A 16,517-nucleotide genomic window follows, 5' to 3' on the forward strand; every position below is an offset into this window, starting at 1 on the left:
CGGGACAGGCGAAGCTTCACGGTGGGATGAGGGATCATCCCCGAAACGGAGCCTCCTGATGAAACGCCTTCTGATCCTTTCCGCCCTGTCCGCCGCCCTGATGACCTCGGCCTGCGTCACCGTGATCGACGCCACCGACGGCGACGATTTCGGATGGCACGGCGAGAACGCCCAGCCGTTCGACGCCGCCCGTGACGCCTGCCGGGCCTCGACCGGCCACGGCCAGCGCAGCGAAGCCTTCCGCGAGTGCATGGCCGCCAAGGGCTGGACCCGCAGCTAGGCCGTCAGGTCCCGGACCATGTAGCGGGCGCCCGGCCCGTAGCTGGCCAGTCTGGTCGTCATGGCGGGACTGTCGACCACGGCGAAGCCGCGCCTTTCCCAGAAGGGCGCGGCGTCGTTGACGGCGACGAGGGTCAGCGCCGGCCAGCCGGCGTCGCGGGCCTGACGGGCCAGACGCTCGACGACGTCACGTGACCAGCCGCTGCCCCGGACCTCGGGGTGCAGGGCCAGGTCGTGCAGATACATGACCGAGGCCTCCGCCGGGATGGCCTCGATCAGGGTGTTCAACGCCGGCGCCGCCCCGGCCCGCCACGGCCAGGCGACCATATAGCCGCGCGGTTCGCCGTTCGCCTCGGCGAGGACGAAGCAGCCGGACGGATTCAGCGCCAGCCGGTTCCCGAAACAGTCCCGGCCCTCGAAATGGTCCGGAAAGCCGATCGCCGCGATGTGGGCGACGGCGTCCAGATCGGCCGCCGTCATCGCCCGCCAGTCCAGAGGCATCAGTTCAGCTTGTCCGGTGTGGGCGGCAGCGGCGGCAGGCGCGCGCACGGGACGCCGTCCTCCTTGAGCTTTCTCACCTCGGCAGGGGTGGCTTCGCCGTAGATCTCGCGCTTTTCGGAGCGGCCCTCGTGGATGTCGCGGGCCTCGCGGGCGAAGGCGTCGCCGACATAGTCGAAATTCCGCTCGACATGGCTGTGCGCCTCGCGGGCCGCCTGCATCACCAGGGTCTGCATCTTCGCCAGATCGGGCGTCGCTTCGCGCTTCCTCGTGCCGGAGACGGCGGGGGCCATGATCTGTTTGGAGACCGCGTGCGAGCCGCACAACGGGCATTCGACCAGGGCGCGGGCGACCTGGTCGTCATAGTCGGCCGAGGCGCTGAACCAGGCCTCGAAGCCGTGATCGTGTTCGCACTGAAGGGCGTAGCGGATCATTCCGGCCCCGCGAATTCGCGGTCGTGGGTCAGCTGGGGGATGGCGGCGCGGGCGCGGGCGACGGCGTCGAAATCCAGCGTCGCGAACAGCACGCCTGGCGTGTCGTGATCCAGCTTCGCCGCCACCTCGCCCCATGGCGCGACGACGGTGGAACGGCCCCAGGTGCGGCGGCCGTCGTCGTGGGTTCCGGCCTGTGCGGGCGCCAGGATCCAGCAGCCGGTCTCGATGGCGCGGGCCCGCAGCATCGTTTCCCAATGGGCCTCGCCCGTCGGCACGGTGAAGGCGGCGGGCACGGCGATCATCACCGCCCCGGCCTTCGCCAGGGCGCGATACAGATGCGGGAAGCGGATGTCGTAGCAGATGGTCAGGCCGAGCTTGCCCCAGGGCGTGTCGGCGACAACGGCCTCGCTCCCGGGCCGCACCGTGGCGCTCTCCCGCCAGCGTTCCCCGGTCGGCAGGTCGACGTCGAAGACGTGCAGCTTGTCGTAGGTCGTGACGATCCCGCCCTGGTCGTCGATCAGCAGGGACCGGTTGGCGGCGCGGTCGTCGCCCTCATGGCCCGAGCGGACGATGGCCGAGCCGATCAGCAGCCAGACGCCGAGCTCCCGGGCCAGATCGCGCAGGGCGGTCACCGCTTCGTCCCGGTCCTGGGTGGTCAGGGCGGCCTCGCGGCGATCCTTGTCGCGGATCATGAAATTGGTCGCTTCCGGCGTCAGGATCAGCCTGGCCCCGCCCGCCGCCGCCTCGCGGATCAGCGGCTCGACATGGGCGAAGGCCGCCGCGGGCGTGGCCGGGGTGCGGGTCTGGATCAGGGCGATCGGAAGCGTGGCCATCAGGCCTCCAGCAATGCGTCCAGCGCGCCTTTCCGGTCAAGCGCGTGCAGCTCGTCGGAGCCGCCGATATGTTTTCCGTCGATGAAGATCTGCGGGAAGGTCATGCGTCCTTTCGACCGCTGGATCATCTCCTGCTTCCTGGCGGGGTCGCTGGAGGCCACGATCTCGGTGAAGTCGGCCCCCTTCTTGTTCAGCAGGGCCTTGGCGGCGTGGCAGTAGCCGCAACCGGGCTTGGTGTAGATGACGACGTCGGCCAAAAGAGTCTCCTGAAAATCCGTCCGGGCTATGTAGGCATTTCACGGGCGGTTCGCACCCGGGCGACGACCGCGAGGTCCACGGCGCGCGCGCCGGCGTCCAGCAGGGCGCGGGCGCAGGCCTCGGCGGTCGCGCCCGTGGTCAACACGTCATCGACCAGAAGGATGCGGCGGCCCCGGACCCGGCGGCGACCCTCCGCCGGGACAGTGAAGGCCTTGCCGACATTCAGGCGTCGGCCGCGCGCGGACTTTCCGCCCTGGCTGGCGGTGTGGGTCTGGCGGATCAGGGCGTCGGGCAGATAGTCGAGGCCGGCGTGGCGGGCCAGCGGCCGGGCGATCTCGGCGGCCTGGTTGAAGCGGCGCGACAGCAGGCGCAGGCGGTGAAGGGGCACGGGGGCGACGGCGTCCGCCTCGGCCAGCAGCGGGGCCGCCGAACGGCTGACCCAGCGGGCGAACAGGGGGGCGAACGGCTGGTGGTCGCCGTGCTTGAACTGCAGGATCAGGCCGCGGGAGGCGGCGTCATAGACGCAGGCGGCCCTGGCCCGATCGAAGGCGTAGGGCTGGGCCACGCAGGCGGCGCAGCGCGGCGATGCGAACGGGCCGCCGTCCATGTCGAACCCGGCGCCGCAGCCCTCGCAGACGGGGTCCTCGAGGAAGACGACGCGGCTCCAGGCCTCGGGGGTCAGGCCGGCCGAAGCCGCGGCCTCGGGGCTGTCCCAGGCCAGGGGCGGCAGCAGCAGGTCGGTCAGGCCGCGGCCCAGCGACCGCGCGCCGCGCGTGATCTTCTGGCCGCCCGCTTTCAATCGGTCGCGCCAGCCCCCATCCTGCAGGTTCATGAGCGCCTCCTCCCTTCCTCCTGTCATCTTCGATGTTCCGCGCCGTACGGCAAGGCTTGCGCGCAGTGAGCGGACGATCGGTCGCGCCGATTTCCTGCACGCCCGCGCCGCCGACAACGCCGTGGGCAGTCTGGAAGCCCTGCTGCGCGACTGGCCGAATGTGCTGGACCTGTCTGCCCACCCCGGCGCCTTTGCCGAGGCGCTGAAGGGCAGCGTGGCCGAGGGACGGGTCGGACCCGTCGTCACGATCGGCGACCGGGCGCACCGGGCGGGTCCCGGGACCGCGCCGCCGGGCGTGGCCGACCAGTCGCAGGACCTGATCGTCTCGCTGATGAGCCTGCACTGGGCCAATGACCTGCCCGGCGCCCTGGTCCAGATACGCCGGGCGCTGAAGCCGGACGGGCTGTTCCTGGGGACGCTGCTGGGCGCCGGGACGCTGAAGGAACTGCGCGCGGTGCTGACCGAGGCCGAGCTGGAGGCGCGCGGCGGAGCCCAGGCGCGGGTGTCGCCCTTCGCCGACGGCTTCGACGGGGCGGCCCTGCTGCAGCGGGCGGGTTTCGCCCTGCCGGTGGCGGACGTGGACCGGGTGACGGTGCGCTATCCGGACATGCTGGCGCTGGTGCGGGATCTGCGGGCCATGGGCGAGACAAACGTATTGGCGGGGCCGCTACGACCGCTGACGCGCGGCATCGCGGGCCGGGCGGCGGAACTGTACGCCGAGCGGTTCGGGGAGGCGGACGGACGGATCCCCGCGACCTTCGAGATCGTCCATCTGGCCGGCTGGGCTCCGCACGAAAGCCAGCAGAAGCCGCTGCCGCGCGGCTCGGCGAAAATGCGGCTGGCAGATGCGCTGGGGGTCAGGGAGCAGACGGGCGAAGATCAGGACGACTAGCCGCCCATCGCCGCCCGTAGCTTGTCCATGGCCCCGTTGAAGACGCCGCTGCCCGTCGCGCCGAACGCCTGCAGGGCGCCGAGGATGACGAGGAACATCAGGGCCAGGATCATGCCGTATTCGATGGCCGTGGCCCCGTTCTCGTCGCGCGCGAGGCGGGAAAGGAAGCGTCGCAGCATCGGCCCCCTCCTTTTCGGCGGCTAGAGCAGGTCGCGCAGCCAGGCGACCAGGGGTTCGTCGGCCGGAGGCATGGGCCAGTCCGAAAGCTGGTTCGGTCTCACCCATTTCAGCGCCGCGTGCTCGCGGTTCTGAACCACCCCCGACCAGCGTCGGCATAGCCACAGTGGCATCAAGAGGTGAAATGAATCGTAAGCGTGGCTGGTAAACACGAACGGGGCCAGGCAGGCCTCGTTCACGTCGATGCCCAGTTCTTCCTTCAGTTCGCGGATCAGCGCCGCCTCGGGCCGTTCGCCGGGCTCGACCTTGCCGCCGGGGAATTCCCACAGGCCTGCCAGCTGTTTGCCCTCGGGCCGCTGGGCGATCAGCACCCGGCCGTCGGCGTCGATCAGGGCCACGGCGACGACGAGGATGGTGGGAAGCCCCTCGCTCACGAGCGATAATCGCCGTTGATCTCGACGTAGCGTTTGGTCAGGTCGCAGGTCCAGACGGTGGCCGAGGCGCGGCCCGAGCCGACGTCGACGGTGATGTCGATCTCGGCGTTCTTCATATAGGCGCTCATCTTCGCCTCGTCGTAGGTCGGCGACGGAGCGCCGTCGACGGCGGCGACATGGGGGCCGAAGCGGATGGCCAGACGGTCGCGGTCGACCGGCTCCTCGGTCTTGCCGACGGCCATGACGACCCGGCCCCAGTTGGCGTCCTCGCCGGCGAGGGCGGTCTTGACCAGGGGGCTGTCGGCGATCGACTTGGCCAGTTTGCGGGCCGAGGCGGGCGAGGCCGCGCCCTCCACCGTGACGCGGACGAATTTGGTCGCGCCCTCGCCGTCGCGGACCAGCTGGTGGGCGAGGTTCAGCATGACCTTGTCCAGCGCGGCCGAGAATTCCTTCAGCCTCCGGTCGCCGACCCGGCCGATGCGCGGCGCTCCGCTCGCGCCCGTGGCGAACAGCAGGCAGGTGTCGTTGGTCGAGGTGTCGCCGTCGACGGTGACGCTGTTGAAGGTGGTGCGAACGTGCAGGCCCAGCAGGGCGCGCAGCACCGGCGGAGCGATGGCCGCGTCGGTGACGATGAAGCCCAGCATGGTGGCCATGTCGGGGGCGATCATCCCCGAGCCCTTGGCGATGCCGGCGATGCGGACCGTGTGGCCCTCGATTCTGCACTCGGCGTATGCGCCCTTGGGGAAGGTGTCGGTGGTCATGATGCCCTGACCCGCGCGCGCCCATTGCTCGGTCGGGTGAGTGTCCGCATCAAGGGCCGTCTCGATGTCGTTCAGACGGGCGGTGATCTTGCGGTCGTCCAGCACCACCCCGATCACCCCGGTCGAGGCCAGCATCACGTCGCGCTGGCGGCAGCCGAAGCGTTTGGCCAGTTCGGAGGCGGTGCGCCGGGCGGCGTCGGCCCCGGCCTTTCCGGTGAAGGCATTGGCGCAGCCGGCGTTGACGACCAGGCCGCGGACGTCGGCGCCGCCCCCGGTTCCGTCCAGCTGCCGCTTGCACCAGTCGACCGGCGCCGAGCCGATCTTGTGCCGGGTGAAGACGCCGGCGCAGGTGGTCCCGCGGGCGAAACGGAACACCACCAGGTCGTCACGCTCGTGCTTGTAGAAGCCGGCGCGGGCGGTGGCGATCTCGACCCCGCCGATGGGCGGAATGGTCGGGAAGGGCACGGCCAGCGGCGATATTTCGAGACCGGGCTTGCCGGGCGCGGCGGGCGCCGCCGGTTTCGGCGTCGAGGTGGTGGCGCGTTTCAGGGCCGTGGCCAGCGGATCCAGGGCCTTTTCCAGCGCCTGTTCGAACTTCTGGCCGGTCGAGGCGCGGCCCTCGGGCGGGCGGTTCACGACTTTTTCGCCGCGACGGGAGCGGCGGCGGCGGGAGTCGGAGCGGCCGGGGCCGGCGTGGCGGCCGACGACCGCGGGGCCGAGGCCGGTTCCTGCGAGCCGGCGGCGTCGCCCTCGAGCAGGATGTCCACCTTCGCCTTGCCGCGCAGCTGTTCCAGCAGTTGGCGCACGCCCTCATAGGTCAGATAGCGCACGATCTGCGGCCGGGCCTGCTCCAGGGTCGGCGGCGTTTCGCGGCGACGGTCCTCGACCCGCAGCACGGCCCAGCCGCCCTCGGTCTGGAACGGGCCGACGGTCGAGCCGGCGGGCTTGTCGCGCAGGGCGTTGGCGTAGGCTTCGGGCATGACGTCCAGCGTCCGGTAGCCCAGGTCTCCGCCGGAATAGCGGGTGGCGTCGTCGATCGAGCTTTCGGCGGCCACGGCCTCGAAGGCCGCGCCCTGCGCCAGTATGCCGATGACCGCGTCGGCCTCGGGCCGGGTTCGCGACAGGATCAGGCGCACGCGGATCTCCTCAGAGGTCTGCGCCAGCCGGACCTGCTCCTGATAGATGGTCTCGACCGCGCGGTCCGAAATCGTGCCGTTGACGACGGTTTCGACCAGCATGTCGCCCAGGATGCGTTCGCGGGTCGCCTCGAGCCGGCGCTGGGCCAGGGCCGAGTTGTCCAGACCGCGGCGGTCGGCCTCGGCGGCCAGCAGCTTCTGGTCGATGACCTCGTCCAGCACGCGGCGGAACAGGTCCGAGGTGACGTCCAGCGGCTCGCCCTCTCCCACCAGACCTTGAGCCACCGCCTCGCGCTTGACGTCGGAGGCCCAGATGGTCTGATCCTGGACCTTCGCCACGGCCCGGTCGCCCGGCTCGGGCGGACGGTCGGAGCCGGCGCCCCGGCCGCAGGACGCCACGCCCAGCGAAAGCGCCAGACAGGCGGCGATCAGGACCGGTGCGAAGGGGGTGGAAAGCCTCATCGGGGGCGCGCTCCGTCACGGGGCGGGAGAGGCCCTCGCGTTGACAGGGATAAGGTCGGTGCTTAAGTCCCGCCTGCGCCCAAGTCGAGGGGTTTTCGAACGTTCGCGCGGCCCTCGCGCGCGCCTGTGTAGCAGGGCGCCGGGCCGACGACGCCGGGAACCTCCGGGCGAAGTCGCCGCCGCTCCTTCGAGACCTTCCAGTACCAGAGCCCCTGTCGCTCGCCCGCCTTCGGATCATCCATGCTCGGCATCGCCAAGAAGATTTTCGGCTCCTCCAACGACCGCAAGGTCAAGGACTTCATGGGCCGGGTCCAGAAGATCAACGCGCTGGAGGACAAGTTCGCCGCCCTGTCGGACGACGAGCTGCGGATGATGACAGACGCCTTCCGCGATCGGCTGGCGGCGGGCGAGACCCTCGACAAGATCATGAACGAGGCCTTCGCGGTCGCCCGCGAGGCGTCCAAGCGGGTCCTCGGCCAGCGTCAGTACGACGTCCAGCTGGCCGGCGGCATGATCCTGCACGACGGCGGCATCGCCGAGATGCGCACCGGCGAGGGCAAGACCCTGGTCGCCGTGGCGGCCGTGTATCTGAACGCCCTGTCCGGCAAGGGCGTGCACGTCATCACCGTCAACGACTATCTGGCGCGGCGCGACGCCGAATGGATGGGACGCGTCTACCGCTTCCTCGGCATGGAGGTCGGCGTCATCGTCAACGGCCTGTCGTCGGGCCAGCGCCAGGCGGCCTATGCGGCCGACATCACCTACGGCACCAACAACGAATTCGGCTTCGACTATCTGCGCGACAACCTGGTCTATGACCGCAAGGAGATGGTGCAACGGCCGCACCATTTCGCCATCGTCGACGAGGTCGACTCCATCCTGATCGACGAGGCGCGCACGCCGCTGATCATCTCAGGCCCGACCGAGGACCGGTCGGACCTGTATCTGATCGTCGACGGCATCATCAAGGAACTGATCCAGGACAAGACCACCTTCGACCTCGACGAGAAGCAGCGTCAGGCGCTGCTGACCGAGGAGGGTTCCGAGAAGATCGAACAGATCATGGAGGAGCGCGAGCTGTTCGCGCCCGACACCACGGGTCTGTACGACGCCGCCAACATCACCCTGGTGCACCACATCAACCAGGCCCTGCGCGCCAACACCCTGTATCAAAAGGACAAGGACTACATCATCAAGGCCGGCGAGGTCATGCTGATCGATGAGTTCACGGGCCGGATGATGACCGGGCGCCGCCTGTCCGAAGGCCTGCACCAAGCCATCGAGGCCAAGGAGGGCGTGAAGATCATGCCTGAAAACCAGACCCTGGCCTCGGTCACGATCCAGAACTATTTCCGCCTCTACGAGAAGCTGTCCGGCATGACCGGCACGGCGGCGACCGAGGCGCAGGAGTTCCTCGACATCTACAAGATGGACGTGCTGGAGGTGCCGACCAACCGGCCCGTCAAACGCATCGACCACGATGACGAGATCTTCCGCACCGAGGCCGAGAAGAACCTGGCCATCGCCGCCCTGATCGCCGAATGCCACGTCAAGGGTCAGCCGATCCTGGTCGGCACCGTCTCGATCGAGAAGTCCGAGACCCTGTCCGAGCTGCTGAAGACCCACGAGTACGAGGTCACGCTCAAGACGCTGAAGCCGCAGCACGCCCATCTGATGGAAATGGTGGTCAGCGAGGACGAGAAGGTCCGCCGCGAGGCCAAGAAGGCCTACGCCGCCCTCAAGGACGAGGACTTCGACATCGAGGTCAAGCGCGGCAAGGGCATTCCGCACAGCGTGCTGAACGCCCGCCAGCACGAGCAGGAAGCCTATATCGTCGCCGACGCCGGCCTGCCGGGCGTGGTGACCATCGCCACCAACATGGCCGGCCGCGGCACCGACATCCAGCTTGGCGGCAACCTGGAAATGCGGCTGCAGAAGTGGCGCCAGGAAAACCGCAACATGGCGGTCGAGATCACGCCGGAGATGGAGGCCGCGGAAGAGGCCCGTCTGAAGGCCGATATCGCCGTGCAGAAGCAGAAGTCGCTGGCCGCCGGCGGTCTGTTCGTGCTCGGCACCGAGCGCCACGAAAGCCGCCGTATCGACAATCAGCTGCGCGGCCGGACCGGCCGTCAGGGCGACCCGGGCACGTCGAAATTCTTCCTGTCCTGCGAGGACGACCTGCTGCGCATCTTCGCCGGCGACCGTCTGGACGCCATCATGCGCAGCTTCGGCGTGGCCGAGGGCGAGGCCATCTCGCACCCATGGCTGAACCGCGCCGTCGAGACCGCCCAGAAGCGGGTCGAGACCCGCAACTACGACATCCGCAAGAACCTGCTGAAGTACGACGACGTCGTGAACGACCAGCGCAAGGCCGTGTTCGAGCAGCGTCAGGAGTTCATGGACTCCGAGGACCTGTCCGAACTGGTCGGCGAATTCCGCAACGACGTGATCTCGGACCTGATCGAAAAGCATATGCCGCCCAAGGCCTATGCCGAGCAGTGGGACATGGACGGGCTGGACGAGAAGATCCGTTCGACCCTGGGTCTGGAGCTGCCGCTGCACGACTGGGCGGCCGAGGAGGGCGTCTCCAACGAGGAGATCGAAGAGCGGGTCGTGGCCGCGGCGGACGCACGCGCCGCCGAGCGGATGGAGCAGATCGGCGCCGACCAGACGCGCGGCCTGGAGAAGCAGTTCCTGCTGCAGATGATCGACATGCAGTGGCGCGAGCACCTGGTCCACCTGGACCACCTGCGCGGCGTCATCGGCCTGCGCGGCTACGGCCAGCGCGATCCGCTGAACGAGTACAAGACCGAGGCCTTCAACCTGTTCGAGACGCTGCTGTACGAGCTGCGCCACAACGTCACCCGCTGGCTGATGACGGTCGAATTCCGCTTCGAACAGCCGGCCCCGATGGAGATGCCCGAGTTCCAGGAAATCCACCTGAACCCCGGCACCGGCGAGAACGAGATGTCCAACCCGCTGGCCCAGAACCCGGAAGGCCAGCTGACCGGCGACGACCGCGCCCGTCTGCCGGTCGATCTGCTGGCGGCCGGCTGGGAACGCACGCCCCGCAATTCGAACTGCCCCTGCGGCTCGGGCCGCAAGTTCAAACACTGCCACGGCAGTCTGATTTAAGGGCGCTGCTTGAGCGCGGGGGAGGGGGCCGCTAACCACGGTCTTTGCTGAACCCGCGCCGGAGCTTCCCATGAGCCGCAAGGACCTGTTCTCCCGCGCGCTGTCGCTGGACCCGGAGCGGCTGCATTTCGCGGCGCACAGCCATCATCTGTGGCCCGACGCCAGCTTCGACGGACAGGTGCAGGCCTGGGTCGAGGCCAACCGGTTCGCCGACCGGAAATGGGACCTGATCTTCGGCGAGGTCGTTCCACGGGCCCAGGCCGAGGTCGCGCGCGAGCTGAACCTGCCCGATCCGAACACGGTGGTTTTCGCGCCCAACACCCACGACCTGCTGCTGCGCGTCTTCTCCGGCGTGGCGCACAAGCCCGTCCGCATCCTGTCGACCGACGGCGAGTTCCACTCGTTCCGGCGTCAGGGCGAGCGTTGGGAAGAGGCGGGCGAGGCCCTGATCACCCGCGTGCCGCTGGAGCCGTTCGACACCTTCGAGGATCGGTTCGTGGCGGCGGCCCAAGCTGGTCAAGACGTGGGCGGCGGTTTCGATCTGATCATCGTCAGTCAGGTCTTCTTTCGCACCGGACAGGTGTTCGGCGGCGTCGCCGACCTGGCCGCGCTGGCGGACCCGGCGGGGCCGTGGGTGATCATCGACGGCTATCACGGCTTCATGGCCACGCCGACCGACCTGGCTGCGGTCGCGGATCGGGTCTTCTATCTGGCGGGCGGATACAAATACGCCATGGCGGGCGAAGGGGTCTGTTTCCTGCACGCGCCGGGCGGCTACTGCCCGCGGCCGGTGATCACGGGCTGGTTCGCCGAGTTCGGGGATCTGGCGGGGCCGCCGGGCGGGGTGCAGTACCGCGGCGACGCCGGCCGGTTCTGGGGCGCCACCTTCGACGTGACGCCGCTGTACCGGTTCAACGCCGTGCGGGAGATGCTGGACGGGGCGGGGCTGGGCACGGCCGATGTCGCCGCCCATGCGCGGGGGTTGATGCAGCGGTTCCAGGGTGCGGTCGCTGACGGCGAGACGGGCAGGCTGGGCGAGGCCGAACTGATCAATCCGGTGACGGACGATGGAGCCCGCGCGCGGTTCCTGGCCTTCCGGCACGACAAGGCCGCGGGATGGAAGGGCCGGCTGCTGGACGCGGGCGTGGTCACCGACGTGCGCGACGACGTCATCCGGTTCGGCTTCGGCCTGTACCAGGACGCGGCCGACGTGGAGCGGCTGATCGCGGTCTGCAAGCGGGTGCTCTAGGTCGAAATACATACCGTGCATCCTCGCCTTCGCGGGACGCACGGATTTATGGGCCGGGTTCCCCACTCGGAGGCCGGATCAGAAGAAGGTGGTGTCTTCCGTCTGCTTCGCCTCGGGCGCCTTGCGTGGAGCGGGCGGGGTCGCGGGACGCGGAGCGATCGGAGCGGTTCCCGGCGCCGGAGCCGGCGAAACGCCGTCCACGGCGGGCGGCGTCGCCGGGACGTTCGGCCAGGGCAGGCTCTCGGGACTGCCGTCGCCCGGGTATGTGGAGGGCGCGGCCTGATCGCCGGGAGCGACCCCCGGGGTCTCGATCCGGTCCGGCGCGTCGAGGTCGTCGCGGATGAAGGTCCACGACCGGGAGTCCGAGCAGGCGCAGGCCTTCATGAAACCCTCGCGGTCGCGCCAGATGATCAGCGGATAACGGGTCTGCAGGCCTTCCTGATTCAGCTTCTCGGCCAGGCTGGCGACGAAGCTGCGTCCGGCCTCGACCACCGCGCCGCGCGCCAGATTGCCGTCGGCGGCGGGAATGCCCGCGGCCGTCCAGTTGCGCACCGGGGTCGCGGTCCAGCGCTGGTACAGGGTCCAGTCCCGCGTCAGCCACAGCTCGGCCACGCTGGCGCGCTCGGCGGCGGTGGATTGCGCCAGCCCCTCGCGGTCCGGCCGGGCGAACAGGATGATCCGGGCCTCGACGCCCGCGGCGCGGAGTTTGGGGACCTCCTCCATCTCGTAGCGTTGCATGGCGGCGGAGTCGCGGTAGCCGATGATGTAGAGGGGCTCGCCGCCGCCGCCGGCCGAAACCCACGAGGACTCGTCCAGCAGCCGCTGGATCGAGGCCTGATTGCGCTGCACCGTCACCGGCTGGAAGCGGGCGTAGAAATGCTGATAGGCCCAGAAACCGCCGATCGCGATCACGAGGCCGATGACGGCCGCCAGGGCTGACCAGACGAAAAATCGACGCATGCGGGGGAGCGCTCCAGCTTCACTGTCCGAACAGATAACGCTTACCATCGAATTACGTCGCTTTCGAACAGGATACGCGCCTGACGCGTCCGCGCCGGCCGGTCGGCGCTTGCAGCGGCCCGCGCCCTCGGTTCCTGTTCTCGCCGGTCCCGGTCCGGAGAAGCAGGCGATGGGTGTTCAATTGAGGGGGTTGAAGATGCTGGCGCGCGCCCTGGTAATGGCGGCGGTCCCGCCATGGCCCAGAACTCCGTCGAGGTGGCTCCCGGTGTCATGCTGAACGTCGTCGAGGCCGGCGAGGAGACGGCGGCCCCGGCCCTGGTTCTTGTTCCGGGATGGAGCATGGGCAGCGAAGTCTGGCGGACGCAGATCGACCATTTCGCCCGCGATCGCCGGGTCATCGCCATCGATCCGCGGTCCCAGGGGGATTCCACCAAGACCGGCTACGGGAACACGCCGGAGGTCCGGGCGCGCGACCTGCACGCCCTGCTCACCGCCAAGGGCGTGCGCCGGCCGGTGCTGGTGGGCTGGTCGCAGGGGGTTCAGGACATCGCGGCCTATGTGACCCTGTACGGGACCGACCATCTGGCGGGGCTGGTGCTGGTCGATTCCGCGCTGGCGGGCGGTGCGCGCTCCATGACGCCCGAGAACGCCGAGGCCAACACCGTCACCTTCGTTCGGATGGCGATCTATCAGGAATATCAGGCCGAATACGTGCAGGGCTTCCTGGAGGCGATCATCACGCAGCCCCAGCCGCAGGACCGGCTGGACCGGCTGGCGGCGGACGCCATGAAGATTCCGCCGGCGATCGGCGTGGCGATCATGATCGCCGACCTGTTCGGCGAAGACCTCAGGCCGGCGGCGGACCTGATACGCCGCCCGACCCTGATCATCGCCTCGGACAGTTCGCCCGAACTGGCCCGGCAGCGGGAACTGGCCGAGCGGATTCCGGGCGCGCGCTTCGAGGTTCTGGCCGACGCCGGACACGCGGTGTTCGTCGATCAGCCCGAGCGGTTCAACGCCCTGCTGACCGAATTTCTCGCCTCCCTGCCGGCCGAACCGGAGGCCTGAGCCTCCGGCCGCCGTGCGGGCGCGTCAGCCCATGGTCGGGATGACGAAGCTGGAATCCGCGTGTTCCAGATCGCTGTCGGGCCAGCGGGCGGTGACGGTCTTGACCTTGGTCCAGAACTTCACGCCCTCCATGCCGTGCTGGTTGGTGTCGCCGAACGACGACCGCTTCCAGCCGCCGAAGGTATGATAAGCGACCGGCACCGGGATCGGGACGTTGATCCCGACCATGCCGACATTGACCCGGGCGGCGAAGTCGCGGGCCGCGCGGCCGTTCTGGGTGAAGATGGCGACGCCGTTGCCGTACTGGTGCTTCGACGGCAGCGACAGGGCCTCCTCGAAACTGGCGGCGCGGACGATCTGCAGCACGGGGCCGAAGATCTCCTCCTTGTAGGATTCCATCTCGGGCGTGACGTGGTCGAACAGCGACGGGCCGATGAAATAGCCCTTCTCGTGGCCCTGCAGCGAGAAGCCGCGGCCGTCGACGACCAGTTCGGCGCCGTCTTTCACGCCCTGGTCGATCCAGCCCTCGACGCGGGCCTTGTGCTGGGCGGTGACGACGGGGCCGTAGTGGGCGCCGGCGTCGGTCGAGACGCCGACCCGCATGGTCGGGATCTCGGCGATCATCCGTTCACGCAGCTCGTCGGCGGTTTTCTTGCCGACCGGCACCACGACCGGCAGGGCCATGCAGCGCTCGCCGGCCGAACCATAGGCCGCGCCCGACAGGTCCTTGATCACCTGGTCCATGTCGGCGTCGGGCAGGACGATGCCGTGGTTCTTGGCCCCGCCCATGGCCTGGACCCGCTTATGGTTGGCCGCGCCGGTCTGGTAGACATAGTGGGCGATGTCGGACGAGCCGACGAAGCTGACGGCGTGGACCAGCGGATGGGTCAGGATGGCGTCGACCGCGACCTTGTCGCCATGCACGACGTTCAGCACGCCGGCGGGTGCGCCCGCTTCCATCATCAGCTCGGCCAGACGGACCGGCACGGACGGATCACGCTCGCTGGGCTTGAGGATGAAGGTGTTGCCGACGGCGATGGCGACGCCGAACATCCACATCGGGATCATGGCCGGGAAGTTGAACGGGGTGATGCCCGACACCACGCCCAGCGGCTGGCGCATCGAATAGACGTCGATGCCGGGGCCGGCGCCCCAGGTGTATTCGCCCTTCAGCGCATGGGGGATGCCGCAGGCGAACTCGATCACCTCAAGCCCGCGCTGGATGTCGCCTTTCGAGTCGGCGACGACCTTGCCGTGCTCGGCCGACAGCAGTTCGGCCAGCTCGGTCATGTTGGCCTCGACCAGGCGTTTGAACTCGAACATCACCCGCGCGCGGCGCTGGGGGTTGGTCGAGGACCAGCCGTCGAAGGCGTGCCGAGCGGCCTGGACGGCGTGGTCCATCTCGGAGACCGAGGCCAGCTGCACCCGGGCCTGGACCTCGCCGGTGTTGGGATTGAAGACGTCGGAGAACCGGCCCGAGGCGCCCGTGAAGCTGGCGCCGTCGATGAAGTGATTGATGTCGCGCATGATCGGAAACGGTCCTGGAAAACGAAACAGTCTGTACGGATGGGCAGCGGTTTAGCCCCTGACCCGCGCGGGCGCCAGCGGCTCTAGACCGCTGCGTCGAACAGGGCGTCGCGGGCGACGTCGACCTTGAGCATGGGGAAGAAATGGGTCCCGCCGGGGACTGTCTCGACCGTGACCCGGGGCAGGCCGCGCGGAGTTTCCGTCAAATGGCAGGTCGAACCGTTTTCGGCCCTGAGGATCCGCACCGGCCTGTCGAGGCGCTCGAGGGCCCGCCACGGGTCGTGGCCCTGGGCGGCGTAGTTGGAGGCCTCCCAGGCCGGGTCGCAGGTGAGGGCGAAGCCGGCGTCGGTCTCGATCAGGCCGTCGGCCAGATAGTCGGCCAGCACCATCTCAGGCCAGCCCTTGAAGGCGCCGCGGCCCGAATAGGCGGCCATGGCCTGGGCGCGGCTGTCGAACAGGGCGCGTCGGCGCAGGGCAGCCTTCACCAGAGGGATGCGCGAGGCCAGACGGTCGAGCAGCGGCAGGCGAAAGGCCGCCACGGCCCAGCGGCTCCAGATCACCGGATCGAACAGGACCAGGCCGGCGACCCGGTCCGGCCGCCCGGCGGCGGCCAGCAGGGCGGAGGTCGCGCCCATGGAATGCCCCGCCAGCACGACCGGCGGGCCGTCCAGCGCCTCCAGCAGGGCGATCAGGTCGTCGCGGTGGTCGTGCCAGTGGCGGCGCCCGGCGCGATCGGTCGGCAGGGTTGTCCCGCCATGGCCGCGCAGGTCGGGCGCCCAGATCCGCAGGCTGCCCGACAGGGGGGCCAGCAGGGTGCGGTAGGTCATGGCGTTGAAGCCGTTGGCGTGGACGAAGACCATGTCGACGGGCCGGTTGGCGTCGCCGAAGTCCAGCACGCTCATGCGTCCTTCGCCCCAGCGGTTCGAGACCGGCAGGCTCAGGCGACGGGGCGGGGAGAGCCGGATCGCGTCCATGCAGGGCAGATAGGCGATCGCAGGGGGCCGCGCCAGTTCACCCGGGGTAAACCTCAGCCGTTGACGCAGGCCGGACAGCGGCCGTGAGCCTCGATGGTGGTGCGGGCGATGGCGTAGCCGGCGGCCTCGGCGGCGCGGCCCAGATCGCCGGCGACCGGAGCGGACACCTCCTGCGTCGCCCCGCAGCAGTCGCAGATCAGGAAGGCGGCCGCATGGTCGGCGCTGCCCGAGGTGCAGGCGACATAGGCGCTGATGGAGGCGATGCGGTGGGCCAGACCCTTGCGCTCGAGAAACTCCAGCGCGCGATAGACGGTGGGCGGCTTGGCGGGCTGGCCGTCGTCGCCGAAGCGGGCGATCAGGTCATAGGCCTTCACCGGCTCGCCGGCGGCCAGCAGCAACTCCAGCACGCGCAGGCGGGCAGCGGTCATCCGCTCGCCCTCGGCGGTCAGGCGGCGGTCAGCCTCACCCATCGCGCGGGCGACGTCGGCGGCGGCCGGAGGACCGTCGTCGTGATGGTGATGGCAGTGCTCGCTCATGCGCCAGAGCTAAGCCCTCGCCGCGGTCGTCGCAACCAGAGCCGCTTGACGATATGTGATGTTATCTCGTAA

Annotated in this window: 18 protein-coding genes; 5 read left to right on the forward strand and 13 right to left on the reverse strand. The window is 69.4% G+C overall.

The genetic code is table 11. The features are described 5' to 3' along the window. Positions 1 to 58 precede the first annotated feature (58 nt). Positions 59 to 280 carry a hypothetical protein gene (locus PSV23_RS09900; RefSeq protein WP_300468400.1) on the forward strand — a complete coding sequence of 74 codons (222 nt, stop codon included), beginning with the start codon at positions 59 to 61 and terminating at the stop codon, positions 278 to 280. On the opposite strand, the gene PSV23_RS09905 is transcribed toward PSV23_RS09900, so the two are convergent. Genes PSV23_RS09905 through PSV23_RS09925 form a run of 5 tightly spaced genes read right to left on the reverse strand, consistent with a single transcriptional unit; the run spans position 277 to position 3,134 of the window. Beyond that, entirely contained in the window at positions 277 to 780 is a 504-nt protein-coding gene (locus PSV23_RS09905) for a GNAT family N-acetyltransferase (protein WP_300468402.1), read from the reverse strand. The two genes, PSV23_RS09900 and PSV23_RS09905, sit on opposite strands and share 4 nt — an antisense overlap. Further along, positions 780 to 1,211, reverse strand: a complete 432-nt coding sequence (locus PSV23_RS09910) for a DUF1178 family protein (RefSeq protein WP_300468404.1) — start codon at positions 1,209 to 1,211, stop codon at positions 780 to 782. Before PSV23_RS09910 ends, PSV23_RS09905 begins: the two co-directional genes overlap by 1 nt. After that, positions 1,208 to 2,044, reverse strand: a complete 837-nt coding sequence (locus PSV23_RS09915; RefSeq protein WP_300468406.1) for a carbon-nitrogen hydrolase family protein — start codon at positions 2,042 to 2,044, stop codon at positions 1,208 to 1,210. The genes PSV23_RS09910 and PSV23_RS09915 overlap by 4 nt, the downstream gene beginning before the upstream one ends. Next, complete coding sequence (gene grxC, locus PSV23_RS09920; RefSeq protein WP_300468408.1) at positions 2,044 to 2,301, reverse strand: glutaredoxin 3; 258 nt, start codon at positions 2,299 to 2,301, stop codon at positions 2,044 to 2,046. The genes PSV23_RS09915 and grxC overlap by 1 nt, the downstream gene beginning before the upstream one ends. A gap of 26 nt (positions 2,302 to 2,327) precedes the next feature. Beyond that, entirely contained in the window at positions 2,328 to 3,134 is an 807-nt protein-coding gene (locus PSV23_RS09925; protein WP_300468410.1) for a ComF family protein, read from the reverse strand. Between PSV23_RS09925 and PSV23_RS09930 the strand changes: the two genes are divergently transcribed. After that, a complete protein-coding gene (locus tag PSV23_RS09930; RefSeq protein ID WP_300468412.1) occupies positions 3,133 to 4,026 on the forward strand; it encodes a methyltransferase domain-containing protein in 894 nt (297 codons plus the stop codon). The genes PSV23_RS09925 and PSV23_RS09930 overlap by 2 nt on opposite strands. Here PSV23_RS09930 and PSV23_RS09935 read toward each other — a convergent pair. The 4 genes from PSV23_RS09935 to PSV23_RS09950 are packed head-to-tail and all read right to left on the reverse strand — an operon-like array spanning position 4,023 to position 6,996. After that, on the reverse strand, positions 4,023 to 4,205 hold the full coding sequence (locus tag PSV23_RS09935; protein WP_300468414.1) for a Flp family type IVb pilin: 183 nt from the start codon (positions 4,203 to 4,205) through the stop codon (positions 4,023 to 4,025). The two genes, PSV23_RS09930 and PSV23_RS09935, sit on opposite strands and share 4 nt — an antisense overlap. A gap of 21 nt (positions 4,206 to 4,226) precedes the next feature. After that, positions 4,227 to 4,637, reverse strand: coding sequence for a (deoxy)nucleoside triphosphate pyrophosphohydrolase (locus PSV23_RS09940; protein ID WP_300468416.1), 411 nt, complete (start codon positions 4,635 to 4,637; stop codon positions 4,227 to 4,229). Further along, positions 4,634 to 6,034 carry a bifunctional glutamate N-acetyltransferase/amino-acid acetyltransferase ArgJ gene (argJ, locus tag PSV23_RS09945; protein WP_300468418.1) on the reverse strand — a complete coding sequence of 467 codons (1,401 nt, stop codon included), beginning with the start codon at positions 6,032 to 6,034 and terminating at the stop codon, positions 4,634 to 4,636. Before argJ ends, PSV23_RS09940 begins: the two co-directional genes overlap by 4 nt. Continuing rightward, complete coding sequence (locus tag PSV23_RS09950; protein ID WP_300468420.1) at positions 6,031 to 6,996, reverse strand: peptidylprolyl isomerase; 966 nt, start codon at positions 6,994 to 6,996, stop codon at positions 6,031 to 6,033. Before PSV23_RS09950 ends, argJ begins: the two co-directional genes overlap by 4 nt. Before the next feature lie 240 nt (positions 6,997 to 7,236). Here PSV23_RS09950 and secA point away from each other — a divergent pair, with 240 nt between their 5' ends. Next, entirely contained in the window at positions 7,237 to 10,131 is a 2,895-nt protein-coding gene (gene secA, locus PSV23_RS09955; protein ID WP_300468422.1) for a preprotein translocase subunit SecA, read from the forward strand. Between the two features lie 70 nt (positions 10,132 to 10,201). Further along, a complete protein-coding gene (locus PSV23_RS09960; RefSeq protein ID WP_300468425.1) occupies positions 10,202 to 11,380 on the forward strand; it encodes a class V aminotransferase in 1,179 nt (392 codons plus the stop codon). A 78-nt stretch (positions 11,381 to 11,458) separates the two neighbouring features. Here the strand turns inward: PSV23_RS09960 and PSV23_RS09965 are convergent, their stop codons facing one another. Next, on the reverse strand, positions 11,459 to 12,340 hold the full coding sequence (locus tag PSV23_RS09965; protein ID WP_300468427.1) for a hypothetical protein: 882 nt from the start codon (positions 12,338 to 12,340) through the stop codon (positions 11,459 to 11,461). Positions 12,341 to 12,574: 234 nt separating this feature from the next. On the opposite strand from PSV23_RS09965, the gene PSV23_RS09970 reads away from it, so the two are divergent. Further along, a complete protein-coding gene (locus PSV23_RS09970) occupies positions 12,575 to 13,408 on the forward strand; it encodes an alpha/beta hydrolase (protein ID WP_300468429.1) in 834 nt (277 codons plus the stop codon). A gap of 24 nt (positions 13,409 to 13,432) precedes the next feature. Here PSV23_RS09970 and PSV23_RS09975 read toward each other — a convergent pair whose 3' ends face one another. The 3 genes from PSV23_RS09975 to PSV23_RS09985 all read right to left on the reverse strand — a co-directional run bounded on the left by PSV23_RS09975 (position 13,433) and on the right by PSV23_RS09985 (position 16,445). After that, positions 13,433 to 14,935, reverse strand: a complete 1,503-nt coding sequence (locus PSV23_RS09975) for a CoA-acylating methylmalonate-semialdehyde dehydrogenase (protein WP_300468431.1) — start codon at positions 14,933 to 14,935, stop codon at positions 13,433 to 13,435. An 83-nt stretch (positions 14,936 to 15,018) separates the two neighbouring features. After that, entirely contained in the window at positions 15,019 to 15,909 is an 891-nt protein-coding gene (locus tag PSV23_RS09980) for an alpha/beta hydrolase (RefSeq protein ID WP_300468433.1), read from the reverse strand. Positions 15,910 to 15,962: 53 nt separating this feature from the next. Continuing rightward, positions 15,963 to 16,445, reverse strand: a complete 483-nt coding sequence (locus PSV23_RS09985; protein WP_300468435.1) for a Fur family transcriptional regulator — start codon at positions 16,443 to 16,445, stop codon at positions 15,963 to 15,965. Positions 16,446 to 16,517 lie beyond the last annotated feature (72 nt).

Origin of the sequence: Brevundimonas sp., assembly GCF_029946145.1 — a bacterium.
Taxonomy (GTDB): Bacteria; Pseudomonadota; Alphaproteobacteria; order Caulobacterales; family Caulobacteraceae; genus Brevundimonas.

Coding starts and splice junctions, on each gene's coding strand:
- PSV23_RS09910 (WP_300468404.1), bottom strand. CDS start 1,211: ATGATCCGCTACGCCCTTCAGTGCGAACACGATCACGGCTTCGAGGCC.
- PSV23_RS09950 (WP_300468420.1), bottom strand. CDS start 6,996: ATGAGGCTTTCCACCCCCTTCGCACCGGTCCTGATCGCCGCCTGTCTG.
- PSV23_RS09925 (WP_300468410.1), bottom strand. CDS start 3,134: ATGAACCTGCAGGATGGGGGCTGGCGCGACCGATTGAAAGCGGGCGGC.
- PSV23_RS09915 (WP_300468406.1), bottom strand. CDS start 2,044: ATGGCCACGCTTCCGATCGCCCTGATCCAGACCCGCACCCCGGCCACG.
- PSV23_RS09935 (WP_300468414.1), bottom strand. CDS start 4,205: ATGCTGCGACGCTTCCTTTCCCGCCTCGCGCGCGACGAGAACGGGGCC.
- PSV23_RS09900 (WP_300468400.1), top strand. CDS start 59: ATGAAACGCCTTCTGATCCTTTCCGCCCTGTCCGCCGCCCTGATGACC.
- PSV23_RS09930 (WP_300468412.1), top strand. CDS start 3,133: ATGAGCGCCTCCTCCCTTCCTCCTGTCATCTTCGATGTTCCGCGCCGT.
- PSV23_RS09975 (WP_300468431.1), bottom strand. CDS start 14,935: ATGCGCGACATCAATCACTTCATCGACGGCGCCAGCTTCACGGGCGCC.
- secA (WP_300468422.1), top strand. CDS start 7,237: ATGCTCGGCATCGCCAAGAAGATTTTCGGCTCCTCCAACGACCGCAAG.
- PSV23_RS09980 (WP_300468433.1), bottom strand. CDS start 15,909: ATGGACGCGATCCGGCTCTCCCCGCCCCGTCGCCTGAGCCTGCCGGTC.
- PSV23_RS09970 (WP_300468429.1), top strand. CDS start 12,575: ATGGCCCAGAACTCCGTCGAGGTGGCTCCCGGTGTCATGCTGAACGTC.
- PSV23_RS09960 (WP_300468425.1), top strand. CDS start 10,202: ATGAGCCGCAAGGACCTGTTCTCCCGCGCGCTGTCGCTGGACCCGGAG.
- PSV23_RS09905 (WP_300468402.1), bottom strand. CDS start 780: ATGCCTCTGGACTGGCGGGCGATGACGGCGGCCGATCTGGACGCCGTC.
- PSV23_RS09985 (WP_300468435.1), bottom strand. CDS start 16,445: ATGAGCGAGCACTGCCATCACCATCACGACGACGGTCCTCCGGCCGCC.
- PSV23_RS09965 (WP_300468427.1), bottom strand. CDS start 12,340: ATGCGTCGATTTTTCGTCTGGTCAGCCCTGGCGGCCGTCATCGGCCTC.